The organism is Flavobacterium sp. UGB4466 (assembly GCF_903469665.1).
GTDB classification, from domain to species: Bacteria; Bacteroidota; Bacteroidia; order Flavobacteriales; family Flavobacteriaceae; genus Flavobacterium; species Flavobacterium lipolyticum.
Map to the genome: position 1 here is coordinate 1 of NZ_CAGKLC010000089.1, position 18,771 is coordinate 18,771.

The 18,771-nt window shown below is 34.4% G+C and carries 18 protein-coding genes and 2 tRNA genes; 8 read left to right on the forward strand and 12 right to left on the reverse strand.

The genetic code is table 11. The features are described 5' to 3' along the window. Window positions 1-310: 310 nt before the first annotated feature. The 3 genes from JO950_RS17425 to rseP form a co-directional block, all read right to left on the reverse strand. Window positions 311-384: transfer RNA gene (locus JO950_RS17425), tRNA-Asn, on the reverse strand. 36 nt (window positions 385-420) lie between these two features. Continuing rightward, window positions 421-494 (reverse strand) — tRNA-Asn (locus tag JO950_RS17430). An 86-nt stretch (window positions 495-580) separates the two neighbouring features. Further along, window positions 581-1,921, reverse strand: coding sequence for an RIP metalloprotease RseP (gene rseP, locus JO950_RS17435; protein ID WP_202703783.1), 1,341 nt, complete (start codon window positions 1,919-1,921; stop codon window positions 581-583). A 379-nt stretch (window positions 1,922-2,300) separates the two neighbouring features. On the opposite strand from rseP, the gene JO950_RS17440 reads away from it, so the two are divergent. The 8 genes from JO950_RS17440 to hflX all read left to right on the forward strand — a co-directional run bounded on the left by JO950_RS17440 (window position 2,301) and on the right by hflX (window position 13,661). After that, entirely contained in the window at window positions 2,301-2,546 is a 246-nt protein-coding gene (locus JO950_RS17440) for a hypothetical protein (RefSeq protein ID WP_229999344.1), read from the forward strand. A gap of 499 nt (window positions 2,547-3,045) precedes the next feature. Next, the gene (locus JO950_RS17445) at window positions 3,046-4,116 is read left to right on the forward strand and encodes an NADH:flavin oxidoreductase/NADH oxidase (protein ID WP_202703785.1); all 1,071 of its coding nucleotides are present in this window, start codon (window positions 3,046-3,048) and stop codon (window positions 4,114-4,116) included. 160 nt (window positions 4,117-4,276) lie between these two features. Then, window positions 4,277-5,320, forward strand: a complete 1,044-nt coding sequence (locus tag JO950_RS17450; RefSeq protein WP_202703786.1) for a Gfo/Idh/MocA family oxidoreductase — start codon at window positions 4,277-4,279, stop codon at window positions 5,318-5,320. A 263-nt stretch (window positions 5,321-5,583) separates the two neighbouring features. Beyond that, window positions 5,584-6,801 carry an MFS transporter gene (locus JO950_RS17455; RefSeq protein ID WP_202703787.1) on the forward strand — a complete coding sequence of 406 codons (1,218 nt, stop codon included), beginning with the start codon at window positions 5,584-5,586 and terminating at the stop codon, window positions 6,799-6,801. Window positions 6,802-7,034: 233 nt separating this feature from the next. Continuing rightward, the gene (locus tag JO950_RS17460) at window positions 7,035-9,872 is read left to right on the forward strand and encodes a carboxypeptidase-like regulatory domain-containing protein (RefSeq protein ID WP_202703788.1); all 2,838 of its coding nucleotides are present in this window, start codon (window positions 7,035-7,037) and stop codon (window positions 9,870-9,872) included. A gap of 20 nt (window positions 9,873-9,892) precedes the next feature. Next, window positions 9,893-11,242 (forward strand): DUF5689 domain-containing protein, encoded by a 1,350-nt coding sequence (locus JO950_RS17465; RefSeq protein ID WP_202703789.1) that lies wholly within the window; start codon window positions 9,893-9,895, stop codon window positions 11,240-11,242. Between the two features lie 138 nt (window positions 11,243-11,380). Further along, window positions 11,381-12,250, forward strand: coding sequence for a hypothetical protein (locus tag JO950_RS17470; protein ID WP_202703790.1), 870 nt, complete (start codon window positions 11,381-11,383; stop codon window positions 12,248-12,250). Window positions 12,251-12,431: 181 nt separating this feature from the next. Next, complete coding sequence (gene hflX, locus JO950_RS17475) at window positions 12,432-13,661, forward strand: GTPase HflX (RefSeq protein ID WP_202703791.1); 1,230 nt, start codon at window positions 12,432-12,434, stop codon at window positions 13,659-13,661. A gap of 165 nt (window positions 13,662-13,826) precedes the next feature. On the opposite strand, the gene JO950_RS17480 is transcribed toward hflX, so the two are convergent. The 9 genes from JO950_RS17480 to JO950_RS17520 all read right to left on the reverse strand — a co-directional run. Further along, window positions 13,827-14,216, reverse strand: coding sequence for a hypothetical protein (locus JO950_RS17480; protein WP_202703792.1), 390 nt, complete (start codon window positions 14,214-14,216; stop codon window positions 13,827-13,829). A 159-nt stretch (window positions 14,217-14,375) separates the two neighbouring features. Beyond that, a complete protein-coding gene (locus tag JO950_RS22480) occupies window positions 14,376-14,531 on the reverse strand; it encodes a transposase (RefSeq protein ID WP_202703793.1) in 156 nt (51 codons plus the stop codon). A gap of 101 nt (window positions 14,532-14,632) precedes the next feature. Continuing rightward, window positions 14,633-14,944: a hypothetical protein gene (locus tag JO950_RS17490; RefSeq protein ID WP_202703794.1), complete on the reverse strand. Its 312-nt coding sequence runs from the start codon at window positions 14,942-14,944 to the stop codon at window positions 14,633-14,635. Between the two features lie 52 nt (window positions 14,945-14,996). After that, complete coding sequence (locus JO950_RS17495; protein WP_202703795.1) at window positions 14,997-15,509, reverse strand: hypothetical protein; 513 nt, start codon at window positions 15,507-15,509, stop codon at window positions 14,997-14,999. Window positions 15,510-15,540: 31 nt separating this feature from the next. After that, the gene (locus tag JO950_RS17500) at window positions 15,541-15,735 is read right to left on the reverse strand and encodes a hypothetical protein (protein WP_202703796.1); all 195 of its coding nucleotides are present in this window, start codon (window positions 15,733-15,735) and stop codon (window positions 15,541-15,543) included. A gap of 13 nt (window positions 15,736-15,748) precedes the next feature. Further along, the gene (locus JO950_RS22485) at window positions 15,749-16,564 is read right to left on the reverse strand and encodes an RHS repeat-associated core domain-containing protein (protein ID WP_202703799.1); all 816 of its coding nucleotides are present in this window, start codon (window positions 16,562-16,564) and stop codon (window positions 15,749-15,751) included. 47 nt (window positions 16,565-16,611) lie between these two features. Continuing rightward, window positions 16,612-16,872 (reverse strand): site-specific integrase, encoded by a 261-nt coding sequence (locus JO950_RS17510; protein ID WP_255567872.1) that lies wholly within the window; start codon window positions 16,870-16,872, stop codon window positions 16,612-16,614. A 412-nt stretch (window positions 16,873-17,284) separates the two neighbouring features. Continuing rightward, window positions 17,285-17,821: a hypothetical protein gene (locus tag JO950_RS17515; RefSeq protein WP_202703797.1), complete on the reverse strand. Its 537-nt coding sequence runs from the start codon at window positions 17,819-17,821 to the stop codon at window positions 17,285-17,287. 12 nt (window positions 17,822-17,833) lie between these two features. After that, window positions 17,834-18,771, reverse strand: a 938-nt coding sequence (locus tag JO950_RS17520; RefSeq protein ID WP_202703798.1) for an RHS repeat-associated core domain-containing protein, incomplete at its 5' end; no start/stop codon positions are given.

Below are 18,771 nucleotides of genomic sequence, written 5' to 3' on the forward strand. Positions count from 1 at the left end.
AGTGAGCAATATAGATTTTTTCTTGTTCAGATTATCTAATCTTTTTGCTTAATCCCCAACTTTTGAACCTGATCCGTAATTACAACTGGGCGATGTTTCTTTTGAGTCTTAAAGGGCATTGTGAAGACGGGGAGGGGACTCCGTATCAAAAACGAAAGTTTTAGCTTTAGCTTCGTTTAAAAAATGGTTGTTGTAGGTTGTCAGGTGTTTTGGGGAGACGGCTGAATAAGATTCGGGTATGGTCTGTGCGCTGGAATAAAATAAAAGAGTAAAAAAAAACCACTTACGTTTGTAAGTGGTTTTTAGTAAGCTCCCCCTCTTGGGCTCGAACCAAGGACCCTCTGATTAACAGTCAGATGCTCTAACCAACTGAGCTAAGGAGGAATCACCTTAAAGGTAAATATGTTTGCTAAAAAGTTGCTCCCCCTCTTGGGCTCGAACCAAGGACCCTCTGATTAACAGTCAGATGCTCTAACCAACTGAGCTAAGGAGGAAGTTGCTGTTCTTTTTAGCGAGTGCAAATATAAGACGTTTTTTAGTTTCTCAAAAATATTTTAGCACTTTTTATTGATTTTTTTTTCTATTTCACAATTGCCTTATAAATGTCGTTCCCATTAGCAAATAAAAGTAGTGCTATAAGTAAAACGAAACCAACCATTTGGGCGTTTTCAAGGAATTTATCGCTCGGTTTTCTGCCGCTAATTATTTCGTATAATAAAAACATTACATGACCGCCATCAAGAGCAGGAATTGGCAATAAATTCATTACTCCAAGCATAATTGATAATAAAGCAGTGATCGACCAGAAGGTTTCCCAGCTCCAGCTGCTTGGAAAAATGTTGAAAATAGCTGCAAAACCACCCACTTGTTTGTAAGCTTTTGTCTCAGGATTGAAAATCATTTTAAGCTGTTTCCCGTAACCTACCAACTGATCTTTACCTTTTGTAAGTCCAACCGGAATGGATTCTAAGAAAGTGTAGCTTTTAGTGCTTACCTTATAGTATCCTAATTTTTCTAAGGATTCGATATTTAAACCTCCAACGCCAACACCTAGCTTTCCTGCCGCAGAAACTTTAACGGTAATGGGTACTTTCTTTAAATCGCGTAAAACAACAGCAGGAATAGTTTTGCCTTTGTTGCTTTCTAAAATCGTTTTTACCTGATCATAGTATCTTGAGTCCTGACCGTTAAGGCTAACAATTAAATCTTTTGGTTTTAAAGCTGTATTTCCGGATTCTTCTGTAACACTTGCTACCGCAAAAGGGATTCTCATGTTTACAAGAGGTGCCTTTTCCTGTTTTGACAACTGATCGACAAAGTCAGTTGGCATTTTTATAGTTTGCTGTTGTCCGTTTCTTTCGATTAAGATTTCTTTGGCCATGATAATTTTCATGTTGATATCATTATCGAAATTTTCTATTTTTTGTCCGTCAACAGCCAGAAATTTATCTCCGGTTTTGAAACCTGCTTTTAGCATTACAGGGTTTTCAACCAAAACACCATCTTTCAGATCTGCATTGGCTACATAAGTATCACCGTAAGCAAATGCCATTCCAATATAAATAATAAACGCCAGGATAAAGTTTACCGTAACACCACCTAACATAATAATTAAACGCTGCCATGCCGGTTTCGAACGGAATTCCCAAGGTTGTGGAGGTAAAGCCATTTGATCTTTGTCCATACTTTCATCGATCATTCCGGATATTTTCACATAACCTCCAAGGGGTAACCAACCGATTCCGTATTCTGTTTCGCCAATTTTCTTTTTTAAGAGAGAGTATTTAACGTCAAAAAATAAGTAGAATTTTTCGACTCTTGTTTTAAATAATTTTGCGGGAATAAAATGCCCTAATTCGTGAAGAATAATAAGTAAAGATAAACTCAATAGAAATTGAGAGAGTTTGATAACTATATCCATTTTGTATTTTTAGTTCGTATTTAACGCACAAAAGTAACGTTTCTATTTTAATTTGATAGTGCAATATAATACATAAGGTTTTAAATGTTTGTTAATACTTCATTCTTATTTTTTTAAGACAGAACTAAATTCTTTTTCGTAAAAAGGAAGAAAAGCGGTTCTTCTCTCTTGCTTCATATATATAAGGACAGATGAATATAAAATAAGTCTCATCATGATAGTTTTATGGCTTATTGAGGCAGCTTTTTGTAAAATGCTTTTGTAGTTTTCCTGCTTTTTAAACGTGGAACTTTATTTAGAGAAAGATTCGATTTTGGAAGATTTATGTCTCACTTATTCATTACGATAGTCGATGAGTTTTATAAAGAAAATAGAGCGAATGAAGAGGATTCATCAGTTAATCTGTGAGGAGAAAACAGGTTCGCCGGCTGCTTTTGCAAAAAAAATGTTTCTAAGCAGAAGCCAGCTTTACAATGAGCTGGAAATAATTAAAGGATTTGATGCGCCGTTAAAATATTGTAAAAAAAGAGAGAGTTTTTATTATGAAACGTCCTTTGAGCTAGTAGTGCATTATTCTCTTAGTATAATTAAAGACGAAGAAAGGAAAGAAATTTTTGGAGGTTGAGAGTTCCGTCCAATGTTATTGGACGGAACTCTTGTAAGTTTGTTGTAGTAAAATACTTATAAAGAATTTAGTTTTGTTTGCTTTTTTCTTTTACAATTAAACTAAAATAAACTGGAATGAGAAAGAAAATGGCAAAAATTGAAAGCTTGTTTTTAGGGACACTAATTGTTTTTTATGCCTGTTCAATATTTATGGCAGTGTTTTATTTCGTGACGAAAGTGATGGGTCATGTATTATTGACTGTGGCTCATTAAAAAAAGCTCATGATTTGGTGGAAAAAATGATTGACGAAATACTTTAATATTTTAAAATCCTGAAATCCTAACATTCAGCCCGATCAAAAAAGGGATACTATACGCTTTGGAACAAGCGAAACTTGTTTTAAATGTTTGTTAATTAATAAACATTTGGATTTTTACTTTTAAGCAGATACCGTAACTTTACTTTTTAGAGTACCGTCATAGCCAACAGGCGGTCGAGAACAATTAAAAGTTACAATATGACCTCATTATTATTTGCTCCCTTAACCATAAAAAAGATTACTTTAAAAAATAGAATCGTTATTTCGCCCATGTGCCAGTATTCGGCAACAGACGGATTTGCAAACGATTGGCATTTGGTTCATCTGGGCAGCCGGGCCAGTGGCGGAGTGGGTTTAATCATCCAGGAAGCTACTGCAGTTTCTCCTGAAGCCAGAATTTCACCTTCTGATTTAGGTTTGTGGAAAGACGAGCATATTGAAAAATTAAAAACAATTAACGAATTTATTCTTTCTCAAAAGGCTATACCCGGAATTCAATTGGCACATGCCGGACGAAAAGCAAGTGTTTCGATTCCGTGGGAAGGCAATAAAAAATTAAATATTGGACAAGGTGGGTGGCAGACTGTTTCGGCAAGTGCGATCCCGTATCATGATGATGAGCCTTTTCTTCCAGAAGCTTTAGATAAAAATGGAATTCAAAAAGTAATTTCAGATTTTAAAGCAGCAACAAAAAGAGCTGTTAAAGCAGGTTTTCAGGTCATGGAAATTCATGGAGCACATGGATATCTGCTGCACCAGTTTTTATCGCCTTTAACAAACGTCAGAAATGACGAATATGGTGGAAGTTTCGAAAACAGAATCCGTCTGACTCTAGAAATTGTAGAAGCTGTACAATCCGAATGGCCGTCTGATTTGCCTTTGTTTGTTCGAATTTCAGCTACAGATTGGGCAGAAGGAGGATGGAATCCGGAAGAATCCGTACAACTTTCGATACTCTTAAAAGAGAAAGGTGTGGATTTAATAGATACCTCGTCAGGCGGATTAGTTTCGCATCAGCAAATTCCTTTGCAACCCAATTATCAGGTTCCTTTCGCCGCCAAAATTAAAAAAGAGGCTTCTATTTTAACAGGGGCTGTCGGTTTAATTACAGAAGCAAAGCAAGCCGAAGAAATTTTGAAAAATGGTCAGGCCGATGTGATTTTGTTTGCTAGAGAATCGCTCAGAAATCCGAATTTGCCTTTAGATTTTGCTAAAGAATTAAACGACGATATTCAGTGGCCAAAACAATACGAAAGAGCGAAACTATAATATTTTTTTTCGCCACAAATTCACGAATTTATACAAATTATTGTGTTTAAAAACTTAACATAATTCGTGAATTACTTCGTCCGTTCGCTATTGCTCGGGTCATGACAGAAATAAAATACTTTTTAATCACAATAATCTGTGGCAAAAAACTAAACATAAAATGCAAAAAATAAAAACAGCACTATTATCATACGGAATGTCAGGGAAGGTATTTCATGCTCCATTTTTAAACATACACCCGGGGTTTGAATTATTGGGCTCCTGGGAAAGAAGCAAAAAACTCATTCAGCAGGACTATCCGACTGTAAAAAGTTATGCTTCGATTGAGGATTTATTGGCGGATGACGTTGATCTGGTGATTGTAAACACCCCAGTGGGAACGCATTATGAGTATGCAAAACAAGTGCTTTTGAGCGGAAAACATGCTGTAGTTGAAAAAGCTTTTACCACAACAGCAGCCGAAGCTCAGGAACTGGATACAATTGCAAAAGAAAAAGGACTGAAATTGGCCGTTTTTCAAAACAGAAGATGGGATAGTGATTTTAAAACGGTTCAAAAAGTAATCAATGATCGGGTTTTAGGAGATTTGATCGAAGCTGAATTTCATTTTGACCGATACAATCCGTTATTAAGTCCTAAAGCACATAAAGAAACTGTAAATGATGGTGCCGGAATCCTGAAAGACTTAGGTCCTCATTTAATTGATCAGGCCGTTTGTTTGTTTGGTTCTCCAAAAGCAGTTTTTGGAGATATTCGTTATACCAGAGCCAATACCTTGGTGGATGATTGGATCGATTTATTGCTGATTTATGAAAATTTCAGAGTTCGCTTGAAAGCCGGTTTTTTTGTGAGAGAAGCCAATCCTGCTTATGTGCTTCACGGTAAAAAAGGATCATTTTTAAAACCTCGTGGAGATGTTCAGGAAGATGATTTAAAATTGAGTAAAAAACCAAATCTGGAATCTTGGGGAACAGAATCAGAAGCCTTGCAAGGCCTTTTACACACGGAAATTGAGGGAGAAGTAATCAGGGAAAAAATCCCAACGCTTCAGGGCAATTATTTTTCCTTCTTTGATGGTGTTTATGAGGCTATCGTAAAGAATGAAAAAGAACCGGTTACCGCACAGGACGGAGTAAAAGTAATGCAGATTATCGAAGCGGCAATTGCAAGTCATACGCAGCAAAAAGTAATTAATTTATCGTGAAGTTACTCAGAGATTTGAGGGATAAAACAGATTGTCAGAGATTTTTTAATTCTTGAAATCTGAAAATAAGTAGCATAATCTATAAAGTAAAACAACCAGAAGCAGTTAACGACAAAAAATCTTTGCCCCTTTGCTTCTCAGAACCTTCGTCTCTAAAAAAAATTATAAACATACAACGTTGTAAATCGAGTAATACTCAGGTTTTATAGGCCATAAAGCAGCTTTTTAGTACTTTTATAGTGTTAAATCCAAAACGAATTATTTTGATCGACTTCAATCCATTAGCATTATTCCAGACCAAAGGAAAAATTAAGAAAGCTTACAGAGAAGCTAAAATCTCCTATTTGAACCGAATTCGCTTGGCAGTTGGGATGTTTTATTTTGGAATGGGTTTAAGTTTTGCGACCTGGGCAAGTAGGATTCCGGACATTAAAACGGCATTACATTTAACGGAAGGAGATCTCGGTTCTATTCTTTTTGCTTTGCCGATGGGGCAATTGCTGATTATGCCATTCTCAGGCAAGATGGTTACGAAATTTGGCAGTCATCGAATTTTGATTCTTTCCTTAATCATGTATGTTTTGTGTCTGGCCAATTTAGGTTTGGCTACTACGGCCTTACAATTGTCATTAGGATTGTTTCTGTTTGGATTGTTTGGAAATCTGGCCAATATCGCGGTCAATACACAAGGCGTTTATACCGAAGTTCTTTTTAGGAAAACAATCATGTCGTCTTTTCATGGCATGTGGAGTTTTGCAGGATTTACCGGGGCTTTGGTAGGATTGGGAATGCTGGCTCTAAAATTAAGTCCTCTTCATCACTTTTTGATTGTGGCAGGAGTCGTATTAATAATGATTGCTTTTAACTTTAAGTTTTTAATCAAAGCCAAGGAAAAAATCAAAGTCAAGAGCGAGAAAAAGAAACTATTTGTAAAACCGGACAGCGCTTTAATCTGGCTTGGAGTGATTGGGTTTTGCAGTATGGCAAGCGAAGGTGTAATGTTTGACTGGAGCGGAGTATACTTTAAAGATATCGTAAAAGCACCTGGTCCGTTGGTGATTTTGGGATACACTTCCTTCATGATTATGATGGCAAGCGGACGTTTTCTGGGAGACGGCTTGATCAATAAATTCGGACGTGAACGCGTGATGCAAATCAGTGGTGTTATGATTTCGGCCGGGCTTTTTACAGCTGTTTTTCTTCCTTATCTTATCCCTTGTACGATTGCTTTTATGGCAGTTGGTTTAGGAGTTGCCACTATAGTTCCTACCGTTTATAGTATGGCAGGGAAAAATCCAACAGTTCCACCCGGGGAAGCCTTAACTATTGTTTCGAGTGTAAGTTTTCTGGGGTTCTTAATGGGACCACCGGTTATCGGACATATCGCTGAAACTTTCGGACTTCAGTTTTCATTCGCTTTTATTGGGATTTTCGGAGTCCTGATTGCTTTTATGGTTTCCAAAATTAGGATAGCCTCTTAGTTTGTGCGCTAAAAAAGCGAGGGTTTGTTTTGATATTAAGATTTATTTAATAAGAAAATACTTTATTATTGCTTTTTGTTTATATTTGAATCCTAAAAAAATAACAAGTGTTAACTTCTTATTTTTCATTCCTTCCAAAAACCTATTTTATCTTTTGATGTAAGAGACTGGATGTTTTTGTTGTTAAAACATTCAATCCTAAAACTAAAAATATAAAGTAAATTGGGGTTTTTATGACAAAAAAAGGAACGTTACTATTTGTTTTATTGCCTATTAGTCTTCTGTTTGCGCAGGAACACACCACTTTTTCAGGAACTATAGTTGACTCAAAGACTTTAAATCCATTGGAAAATATTGTGGTAAACATTCAAAATTCTTCCATAACACAATTAACTGGAGCAAAGGGAAAGTTTGAATTGCACTCTGCTATAAAGGGAGAGCAATTATTATGGATACACAGTCAAGGCTATAAAGATCTTCTTTTAAAAATACAATCGAAACCGGGGCAAAAGGTTGAACTGGGGATTTTACCATTAGAAGATAATTTTTCAGAGGAGACACCGGCAGCACTAATCACCTTATTAGACAGTGATTTTTCAGACGATAATAGTTCTTCTGAAATGACTTCGGGTCTTTTGCAATCTTCAAGAGATGCTTTTATGCAGGCTGCAGCTTTCAATTGGGGGCAGGCTCGATTTAGAGTTCGGGGTCTGGACAGCGAAAATGGTACAATGATGCTTAACGGCATGGTCATGAATAAAATTTACGATGGAAGACCGCAATGGAGCAATTGGGGAGGCTTGAACAACGTATTGCGAAATCAGGAATTTTCAGTTGGAGCAGCTGCTTCAAATTATACTTTCGGAGGAGTTTTAGGAACCCAGCAAATAAATACACGTGCTTCATTGTACAGAAAAAGCAGTCAGCTTTCTTTTTCAGGGAGCAATACAACTTACAGTTGGCGAACCATTGCTACTTATGCCTCCGGAATGAATGCTTCCGGCTGGGCTTATGTTCTTTCAGCAGGAAAACGCTGGTCGGATGAAGGTTATTTTGACGGAACAAATTTCAAAGCAGAATCTTTTTTTATTAGTGTCGAAAAGAAGCTGAGCGACAAACATTCATTGAGCTTTACAGGATTTTATACGCCAAATTCAAGAGGAAAAAATTCGGCAAATACAAATGAAGTTACCCAATTAACCAATGAGAAATACAATTCTTATTGGGGATTTCAAAACGGGAAAAAGAGAAATGCGCGAGTAAAAAGAGTCGAAGAACCGGTATTGATGCTAAATCATTATTACAAAATAAATGAGAAAACAAATCTGAATTCCAGTTTAATGTATCAATTCGGTCAGGTAGGAAACAGTACTATTGACTATCAAAACGCAGCCAGTCCCGATCCGGTGTATTATCAAAAATTACCCAGTTACTATACCTCAATCTACGAAAAAGATAAAGGGGAGTTTTCAGGAAATTTCACCCCCGATTATATAAATGCCGAAAAAGCAAAAGCAAATTTTCTCGAAGATCGTCAAATCAATTGGGATGAATTATATCGTGCCAATCAGAAACCAATTTTAAATTCTGATGGAACAATTAACGGATTTGAACCTTCAAAAAGTCATGATGTCTTATACGAAGACCGGACAGATGATAGGACCTTCGCGGTAAATTCAAATCTGAATATACAATTAACAGAGAATACTGCTTTTGATGGAGGAATTACTTTTAGAAATTTAAAATCACATCAGTTTCAATATCTTTTAGATTTGTTGGGAGGGCAATATTTTGAAGACATTGATGCGTTTTACCAAGGTGATCAGTCACAGTCTGATTTGCAAAATCCAAATCGTCAGGTAAAAGAAGGAGATACCTATGGGTGCAATTATAATCTTTTTGCAACCACAATTGATGCTTTCACACAGTTTAAATTCAGTTATAATAAAACAGATTTTTATTTAGGACAGTCTTATTCTGTTTCCAATTACCAAAGAGAAGGATTGTATCAAAATGGGATTTATCCAACATCATCACTTGGAAAAAGCAACAAGGTGAATTTTGAAAATTTTGGTTTTAAAGGAGGTCTGACCTATAAAATTTCAGGAAAACAATGGTTGTTTTTTAACGGAATGCATCTTAGCAGAGCACCATCCTTACGAAACACGTTTTTGAATTCCAGATTGAATAATTCAATAGTCGACGGAATTGAAAATGAAAGTATAAGTAGTGCGGAAGGAAACTATGTTTTTCGTTCTCCAAATTTTAAAATTCGTTCAACGTTTTATTATTCATTGATTAAAAATACAATCCGAACTTCTTTTTTCTTTGCTGAAGGAATTTTTGATCAGGGTGCACCTTACAATAATACGGATGCATTTGTTAGTCAGACTTTAACGCATCTGGACAAGAAAAATAGTGGTATGGAATTTAGTCTTGAATGGCAAATTTCATCAACTTTAAAAATGACTTCATCTGCGGCATACGGTAATTATGTCTATAGTAGTAACCCTAATGTATCTATAACTAACGATGCAAATGTAGCAGAAGGCGGTACTCAGACCACTTTTGATTTTGGAGAATCCTATCTTAAAAACTACAAACAGCCGGGCATGCCCCAACAAGCTTATTCGATTGGATTAGAATACAGAGATCCTAAGTTTTGGTGGTTCGGAGCGAATATTAATTATTTGACTGAAGCTTATATTGACGTTTCGCCAATTGCACGAACCAATCGGTTTTATGTAAACGCTGTGAATGGTCACCTATTTCCAGAAGCGACAGAAGAACGGACAGTTGCTTTACTGAAACAGGAAAAAATTAATCCGGTTTCATTATTAAATATTACAGGAGGAAAGTCCTGGCGTATCGCTCACAAATATATTGGGCTTTTCTGGAGTGTTAATAATGTTCTGAATGCAGTGTACAAAACAGGTGGATTTGAACAAACCCGAAATGCTAATTTCAGAGCTCTCAATCAGGATGTTTCCAGCGGAACACCCTCATTTGGTTCTAAATATTATTATGGATATGGAAGAACTTATTTTGTGAACCTTACAATGAGTTTGTAAAATTTTAAAACCAATTTGAAATGAAAAATAGATTCTTAGTTTTCGGTTATGCATTCTTGCTACTGATAATTTATAGCTGCAATAATGAAATTGAAATTCCAAAACTGGAATGTACACAACCGAATTTAGTTGTCAATCAAAAGGTTCAGAAAGTGAAAGAATTTTCAGGTTCCGTTCCGAAACAGTATGGCTACGATGATAGTATTGAGGCCTATGTGGTGTCAAGCGATGAAGGAGGGAATTTTTTTAAGATACTTTTCCTGCAAACTATCGCAACGGATGAAACACCGGCAATAGGATTTAGTGTTGCGGTTGATGTTACCAACACCTATATCGATTTTCGGGTAGGGAATAAAGTGTATATCAAACTAAAGAATCAGTTTACAGATTTATATTTTGGTGGTTTGCGTATCGGAAGTTTGTCTGTAAGCAATTCGGGAGATCCAGTGATTGGCAGAATTTCGCAGACCGACTATAAAAATGTTCTTAATGCGTCTTGTACCATAATGGATGAAAGTAAGTTGGTGAAAGCTGTTTCTGTGGAAGAAGCGTTAAACGACGGTAAGCTTAATACGCTGGTGGAGTTAAGCGGAGTCCAGTTTGCAGAGGAAGCGATTGGTCGTCATTATTTTGAAGAGTCCAACAATGTAGGAGGTTCGACAAACTGGAACCTTCAGGATAAAAGTGGGAATCAGATTATTTTCAGGACAAGCAGTTACGCGGGCTTTGCTAATAAATTGGTGCCGGAAGGGAGCGGAAAAGTAAGAGGAGTTTTGACTAAATACGGATCAGATTATCAACTAATGAGCAGATCAGAAAAAGATTTGGAAATGAATGGGAAAAGAGATACTCCGATTTTTGCGGAAGATTTCCAATCCGTAAAAAATAATGTGAATTTTACTTTGCCGGGATGGAGTAATATTGTTGAAAAAGCTTCAAAATTATGGGAGAGTATGCTGTATGCCGGAAACGGTTATACAGAGTTTAATACTACAAGTACAACCGCAGCCGAAAATGTTGCCTGGATGGTTACTCCAAAAATCAATTTGAGCGGTTATAAAAATGCAGTATTATCCTTTAGAAGCGCACAGCATGACTTAAAACTTGATTCACCATTAAATATGCTTGAGGTTTATGTTTCTACTAATTTCGACGGTTCGAGCGTAACCAAAGCAAAATGGACAAAACTAACAGCAAAATTCCCTTCATTGTCAACACCGTCCCGGGTTTTTATCAGTTCCGGAGCAATTGATTTATCTTCCTATTCAGGGAATATTAATATTGCATTTAAATATATGGGTTCGGGTAAGGATAAAACTTTGAATGGTGCTTTTATGGTTGACGATGTTAGGATTTTTGCCGAAAAATAAGACTGTTTTTTATATGGATTCAGTTAAGATGTTGATTTTTAGGGGACAATTTAATGTTGAGCTGTTTTTCAGATTTAAACTGTTAAATTTTAATAGAATTTTGTATTTTGGTCACCCCAAATCAATACAAATACAACTATGAAAATCTATTTTCTTGCCATCATCATGATGGTTTTTCCATGTTTAGTACACAGTCAGAATCAGGATGCTGCACCTGTGAGACTGAAACAAATTAATATTGTAAAAACAAATTACCAGAATTCTAAAGATGGTGAAATTGTAAATAAAACAGTTGTTTTTAAAGACGGAAAAATACAAACGATTACTACTTCAGATGTTATTCAGCATTTCTTTTACAACACCAAAGGATTATTGGACATGACCGTAAAAGATAAGGTAGGAAGCGACTGGAAAGAAGTTGTTAATTATACGTATGATGCCGACAACAACATTACAAAGTTTGTTAAAAAATATCAGGAAGGGAACGATTATATTACCAAAGTTGTAACTTTTACCTACGAGGGAGCGAGAGTAAAGGTAATTACAAAAAAGAGCACCAATCACCAGAATTTAGTTGACGATATCGAATATATTGTTGAAAAAGGAACTATCGTGAGACGTACTTCCCGTGACAGAAATAAAGCAATTATTGGCAAAATTGAATATGCGTATTTCAATGATAATGTCATAAAGCATAAAGGTTTGGTAGGAGATAAAATTTCAAAAAGTTTTATTTTTGATGATAAAAATTCTGTTGATCTTCTAATTGTTAAAAGTTTGTTTGGAGAGAATTATAAAGTAATTGTACCGATGATCTCCTATCATGAAGAAGAATTTAGTTTTGAATCCATCTCTCCTAATAACGAAATCGTTTTTAGTCCTTCCTCTACTGTATTGGTCGGAGTGAGCAGAAAATACAAATACAATAAACTAAACTTTCCAATTTCCTGTTCTCAGATTGAAGAAAACGGAATTGTAAAAACAGAGAAGACTTTTATTTACGAGTAACGTAAATTTTAAAACTGAAAATCCACATCCCAAATTCCAAACTTCGATTAACAATTGGAATGTGGGATTTGGGATTTGGATTTTTTAAAGAATAGGGTAATTTTTCAAATACAGTTTAAAAAACAAGTTCTATAAGGGTTAGTACCTTACAAATCATTAAATTTGCACCTTATTCAAAGCTATGTTAGAAAAAGAAGTTATAAATTTTGAGCGAACTGCCATTGTAGGTATTATAACTCAAAATCAAAGTGAGGAAAAACTTAACGAATATCTGGACGAATTAGAGTTTTTGACTTTTACCGCAGGTGGTGAAGTGATTAAACGCTTTTCGCAAAAAATGGAACGTCCAAATCCGAAGACTTTTGTAGGGACAGGAAAAATAGATGAAATCAATCTTTTTGTAAAAGAAAACAATATATCGACGTTGATTTTTGATGACGAATTATCACCATCACAACAAAAGAATATTTCCAGAATTATCGATTGTAAAATTTTAGATCGTACGAATTTAATTTTGGATATTTTTGCACAAAGAGCTGAGACCTCTTATGCAAGAACGCAGGTTGAGTTGGCACAATGTCAATATTTACTGCCTAGACTTTCAGGTTTATGGACACACCTTGAGCGTCAAAAAGGGGGTATTGGTATGCGTGGTCCCGGAGAAACGGAGATCGAAACGGACAGACGTATTGTGCGTGACCGAATTTCGCTACTAAAGGATAAAATCAAGACCATCGACAGACAAATGAGCATTCAGCGCAGTAATCGAGGTGCGATGGTTCGTGTGGCATTGGTAGGATATACCAATGTTGGAAAATCGACTCTTATGAATGCGATTGGTAAAAGTGATGTTTTTGTTGAAAATAAATTATTCGCAACTTTAGACACCACTGTTCGAAAAGTAGTGATTAAAAACTTGCCGTTCTTATTATCGGATACTGTAGGTTTTATTAGAAAATTGCCAACACAACTGGTAGATTCGTTTAAAAGTACGCTCGATGAGGTGCGTGAAGCCGATTTATTATTGCATGTTGTAGATATTTCACACCCTGATTTTGAAGATCATATCGAATCGGTAAACCAAACTTTGTTAGAGATTAAGAGTAATGACAAACCAACTATTATGGTTTTTAATAAAATTGATGCTTACAAACATTTGACGATTGATGAAGATGATTTAATTACGGAGAGAACAAGAAGACATTATACGCTTGAGGAATGGAAACAGACCTGGATGAGTAATGTGGGACAAGATAAAGCACTGTTTATCTCGGCAACACAAAAACAGAATTTTGAAGAATTCAGAGAAATGGTTTACGAGGCAGTCCGCCAGATTCATATCACAAGATTCCCGTATAATAAGTTTTTGTATCCGGATTATAAAGATGCAGTTGAGAAAGAAGAGGAATAAAGTCCCGGATTTAAGCATACAAACCTCCCTTTTGACTTTTTCAAAAGGGAGGTTTTTTTATAAGCTGCTAAACCTGCCAAATCTGTGAGGAATTCTCAGCCACTAATTGTCCTCGTTTTTTTGCCACAGATTAAGGGATCAAAAAGTCTATAATGAAGAGGTGTTTTATTTTCTTAATTTTACATATAGTAAATTAGAGTATCTGCCTTTATATAAGTCATCTGGATAACTAAAACTAATTATAGTGCCGTTTAATAATCCTTTTACTTTTCTGTCTGAAAAGCTAAATTCAATAATGATCTCATTATCATTTTCAGACTTATTAGATTTCCAAGTTCCAACGGAATTTGTCTTTGTATTATCGTTTTTTAATTCAAAAGTTTTATCTGCATTGATCAATAATAATTGATACTCTTCTGCTTTAACTAATGTATCCCTTGTGACAAATTTATCAATTTCATATTTACCAATGATTTGTTTTTCCTCTATTTTTGAAGAACAACTTAAATAAAGGGTAAAAATTGACAATAAAATAAATTTATATAAATTTTTCATAGTTCTAATTTATATCTCTTACTTCGGTTAATATATGTTTTGAGTATTTTCCATCCATATTATCTGAATTAACAGTTTCATTTTTATTATGCGGAATGTTATTATCAGCACCTCTAAAATAATAATTTTCTTTACGGTCAACCTGTAATCTAAATTTATTTAGTGTCGTATCAGTGCCAACTGATTTATCTGTTGAAGGAGATTGTCCGGAAAATTATTTTCATTCGCAACTGAATTAACTGAACGCTGTCTATTTAAAACTTCATTTACACACCGAAGTTTAAACTCATAATTGTACTTGATTTTTCTTTCCATAAAAATGCCTGCAAATAGTGTCTAACTTTTTGGGGGCAGTTCATAGGAATGGCTTTTTATTTTGATTACTTTCACCAGCGGGATGTTCACGCTAGAAGGGTCTAACGTTTTATTGTAGATAACCAAATAGAGTCATTTGATTTTTTGGTATAATTATAAATCAATTCTAAGTCATTCATTTTTTTATTTTTAATTAGAATTATATTATTTTTTACAATATAATCTTCATTATAATTATTCAGAACTAACTCCATTTTCTTATAAAAATCATTTGGAATTTTATTTGTATTTACAATATATTCTTCGTGTTCTAAATTTACAGGATAAAGATTTACATATTTATTACTCCAATAATAATAAACAGAGAATAAAACTATAGATAACACTACAACCAAAAATATTTTTTTTTTCATTTTCATTTTCATTTTTTTTCAAAATAATAAGTTTTTTAATTTAGTTGTAATACTATTTCAACTTAATGGTTTTAAAAGATTCAACTAAAATTTCTTGCTCCTCTTTATTTAAATTTTTACCTACAATCGATAATGCATTGTTATTAATTTTACTAAAATAGATTCCTGTTTCACCTAGCTTATATTTTTTAGGAACTTTTATTTTTGCAACTTTTCTGTTGATAGTGTCATAGTAATAATACTCTTTTAAAAAAGTTCCTTGCGCTTGGTCAATTTCTGGAGTATCCGAATAGTGAAGCCCATTAATATTCATTTTTAAAGAATCATATTTTCGAATCTGTTCTTTACTAAATACCTTATTTGTTTTATTAAACTCTTGGGAATATTGTCCCAAATCAAAATATATTGAATCATTGTTTTTAGTTACAATTATATTAACGTTCGAATCGATTCCTTTTGTTTTAATTTTTTTCCAACTTGAAGGAAGAGATATAGAAAAACTATCGAAACCGAACTCTTGAAAATTATCCTTCTGATTACAGCTAAAAAATAAAGATATAATCATACATTTTAATAATATTCGTCTTTTTTTCATTTTACCATGTTATATTATTACTACTTACAAAACTATTTACCTGAGACTTGATACCGCTTTTATAACTAGTGTTTACAGTTGATTGGCGATAAGTACCATTACCCGTTGATTGAGATATTTGACCTGCTCCTCCATTTATTATTTCTCCTCTTTCTTTTTGGCTTGTACTTAATGAACCATTTACACTTGGGTTCATTAAACCACCATTTTTATGAGACAAACCTAAAAAGATGTCCAATTTCATGTGTTGCAGCCTCATTAAAAGTCTTATTGGCAATTGTACCTTTCTCTACTGCACTTACTCTTCCTCCCTTCTCAGCCAAACCAACAGGGTCAGTACCATCCTTCATTTTTGGAATATTATCTGCTAATATCATCACATGGTCATCTTTTCCAACATCTGATAAAGATTTAACAACCTTGTATGTTACTGATACGGTTAAATTATCTGAATTTGTAATATCAAGAGCTCGATTATCAGTTTGTGCATTTCCAGATAAGGATGATAAAGCTACACTGCCTGAGGATTTATTGAACATTGTTTTAGATAAATCGACACCATCACTATTAACAACAGTTAAAGTCATAGTCATGTTAACATTTCTTTGTTTATAATGTTTATCTCCTTTTGTATTTGAAAGTTTAGTTATAGTATCATTAGGGTCGCTGGCTTCCATACCATCTGGGTCAATAAAGTACACTGGATTATTAAGCGCATAGGTGTAAGGATTAAATCTCCTACTTTTTTCCGCCAGCGGGTCAATATTCATCCATCTTCCTAATACAGGGGCATAATTACGTGCTCCATAGTTATACATGTTAAGTCCCAGCTCGTCTTGAAACTCTATTTCATTGAATTTATATTTATTATTTAAATTGTCAGATCCCGTATAAGTTTCGTTTAGATCAAAATAATCACCTAATTTAGGATCTTCACTATTATTCTGGTTTTCTACATAGATGCTGTCAAATTTATTGGTGTTATTTATATATTGTGCATCATAAAGATCGTTTTTTATAGTGATCTGACCAAGTCTGGTAGTATTGTTTGTGTATTTTGAAGCAAATTTCCCTAATTACTGTTGACTTTGATATTCAATAGCTTGTACGGATGGTCAGTTCTGTAACCACTCATAACCAGATAAACATAATATTTTTTGATTGCTGATAGAATCACAACCCTATATTTTCTGTTAGACTGTTGCTCGCTGATTTCTTCCATGTACTGAACGATATTATCGGATTTGTATCTTTTAACTTTTGGATTCATTTTTAGAAAATGATTGATAGCAAATAAATAGCTTTTTACTGTTTGTCCACTATAGTCCTGAATTTACTCAATAAATACTAACGAATCTCGAAAAGTGTAGCTTTTTGGCACTTTTTTTTCAAAAAATTTTTTTACTGGGTCAATATGTGTTCCAAAATGAGACACTGTTCCGGGAAATTTCAAAAACTGTAGAATTTTCGTTTGCATTATCGATGATATTCGTTGGAAATATTATATATTTTATACTACAGGCGGATAACTTGACTGTTTAAATCTTGGAATTTAGTACTAAAATAGCCGATACAGGGAGGGAGGATGCTCTGAGTGCTATTTTTCCATACTATTGAGATTCTATAGCAGATGCAGGCTAACTTGAATTCTATTTTAACCGTTTGGTACACTTTAAAGTGTTATAAAAGCAAAAAACCACTCCTTATGGAATGGCTTCTTTGTTGGTGTCGAATGAGGATTATTATTAACGTTGTGTATTACCAGTTTCAATAACAATTCTATCTCCAAACTGCTTCAATATCCCATAGGAATTGAAGATAATTTTTTTGCTAGTAAAACTTGCTTCTTTGATAGGTGGATTACTATAAAAAGTACGATTGTTTATCATAGATGTAAAGCCGTCAGCCTCGTCATCTGTCTGACATATATAACCGTCCTTTTCCTTTAGTGACTTCGTATGATTAACTAATCCAATTATTTTTAAATCTGGTACGATAACAAGATATTTATATAGCTTTTCATCTCCAGACACGTTTAGTTTATCTGAAATAAGTGTATCATTAAAACAAAGAATAAATTCATTAATATCTTTTTCCTCGCCATCAATACTAGATTTGACAATCCTTGAGTATAATTTTGCAGGTATTATTGCTCCCGTATTACTAACAATGTTATAGTTTGGCAGTTCAGGTAGTTTTCGATTGCATCTTAAAACAAACATATAAAATATTATAAATAGTGTTAATAGGCTAATAATGATAATTGTGAATTTGTATTTCATGATAAATATTTTTTATGGATATTGTTTGTATGCTGGATTAACAGATGTATTTGGCATTGTACCGCCCGCACCTCCTACATATCTTCTATAAACGTAACCTTTGTTTCCAGGAAAATCACTAAAATGACTTGGATTAGAGCCAAAATCAGTTACGTGAACTTCATTGTGTCCCGCACCTATTGATTCAGTACTTGAAATCATGATTGCAACATGTCCTGTAGCATTAGAAAAATTACCCGTTATAGCGACAATGTCTCCTGCCTCTGGTGAGCTTACAATTTCCCATCCTGGTATCGAATATTTTGGGTCTGCCCATTGACCAGCGGTTACTGGCGAACCAAATCCAATCAATCTTTTCAAAATATTTCCATTTCTTAGCGGTGGAGCAACACCAGTCTTTTTTAGTATGTCGTACACAAATTTATTACATTTATTTGTTTCCTCACCAAAATCATCTTTACTACCTTCGTATGAATAATTTGTCGACTTATCTTTACTTTTAGCTGTTTTTACAATTTCTTGCTTCTTTTTGTCATCTCCAGGTCCACCGTCACCAGAATCAGAACCATCAACTTCTTCACTGGCATCTACAGCATCATTTCCATTTGTAAATGTTCCATTTCCACTATTTGTCCATTTTGTTTCCTTATCATCTGCTGACTTGCTCCACATCTCATCAATAGCATCTTGTGAGAGCATTCCATCAGGGTCAATAAATCTAGTTGGATTGTTATAAGCATAATTATATGGTGACCATCTTCTCGACATTTCTGCCATTGGGTCAATGTTCATCCAACGACCAAGTGCAGGGTCATAATTTCTTCCACCATAGTCATAAGTATTAAGTCCAAGCTCGTCCTGCAACTCTTTTGAATTGTACTTATACTTATTATTAGTAGGTACATAATCATTATACCCATTGTGTTTCAACCCAAAAGGATAATAATTAT

What these genes read in the sequence shown, in the direction of transcription:
- rseP (WP_202703783.1), bottom strand. Translation starts at nt 1,921, where the DNA reads ATGGATATAGTTATCAAACTCTCTCAATTTCTATTGAGTTTATCTTTA.
- JO950_RS17440 (WP_229999344.1), top strand. Translation starts at nt 2,301, where the DNA reads ATGAAGAGGATTCATCAGTTAATCTGTGAGGAGAAAACAGGTTCGCCG.
- JO950_RS17445 (WP_202703785.1), top strand. Translation starts at nt 3,046, where the DNA reads ATGACCTCATTATTATTTGCTCCCTTAACCATAAAAAAGATTACTTTA.
- JO950_RS17450 (WP_202703786.1), top strand. Translation starts at nt 4,277, where the DNA reads ATGCAAAAAATAAAAACAGCACTATTATCATACGGAATGTCAGGGAAG.
- JO950_RS17460 (WP_202703788.1), top strand. Translation starts at nt 7,035, where the DNA reads ATGACAAAAAAAGGAACGTTACTATTTGTTTTATTGCCTATTAGTCTT.
- JO950_RS17465 (WP_202703789.1), top strand. Translation starts at nt 9,893, where the DNA reads ATGAAAAATAGATTCTTAGTTTTCGGTTATGCATTCTTGCTACTGATA.
- JO950_RS17470 (WP_202703790.1), top strand. Translation starts at nt 11,381, where the DNA reads ATGAAAATCTATTTTCTTGCCATCATCATGATGGTTTTTCCATGTTTA.
- hflX (WP_202703791.1), top strand. Translation starts at nt 12,432, where the DNA reads ATGTTAGAAAAAGAAGTTATAAATTTTGAGCGAACTGCCATTGTAGGT.
- JO950_RS17480 (WP_202703792.1), bottom strand. Translation starts at nt 14,216, where the DNA reads ATGAAAAATTTATATAAATTTATTTTATTGTCAATTTTTACCCTTTAT.
- JO950_RS22480 (WP_202703793.1), bottom strand. Translation starts at nt 14,531, where the DNA reads ATGGAAAGAAAAATCAAGTACAATTATGAGTTTAAACTTCGGTGTGTA.
- JO950_RS17490 (WP_202703794.1), bottom strand. Translation starts at nt 14,944, where the DNA reads ATGAAAAAAAAAATATTTTTGGTTGTAGTGTTATCTATAGTTTTATTC.
- JO950_RS17495 (WP_202703795.1), bottom strand. Translation starts at nt 15,509, where the DNA reads ATGATTATATCTTTATTTTTTAGCTGTAATCAGAAGGATAATTTTCAA.
- JO950_RS17500 (WP_202703796.1), bottom strand. Translation starts at nt 15,735, where the DNA reads ATGAACCCAAGTGTAAATGGTTCATTAAGTACAAGCCAAAAAGAAAGA.
- JO950_RS17515 (WP_202703797.1), bottom strand. Translation starts at nt 17,821, where the DNA reads ATGAAATACAAATTCACAATTATCATTATTAGCCTATTAACACTATTT.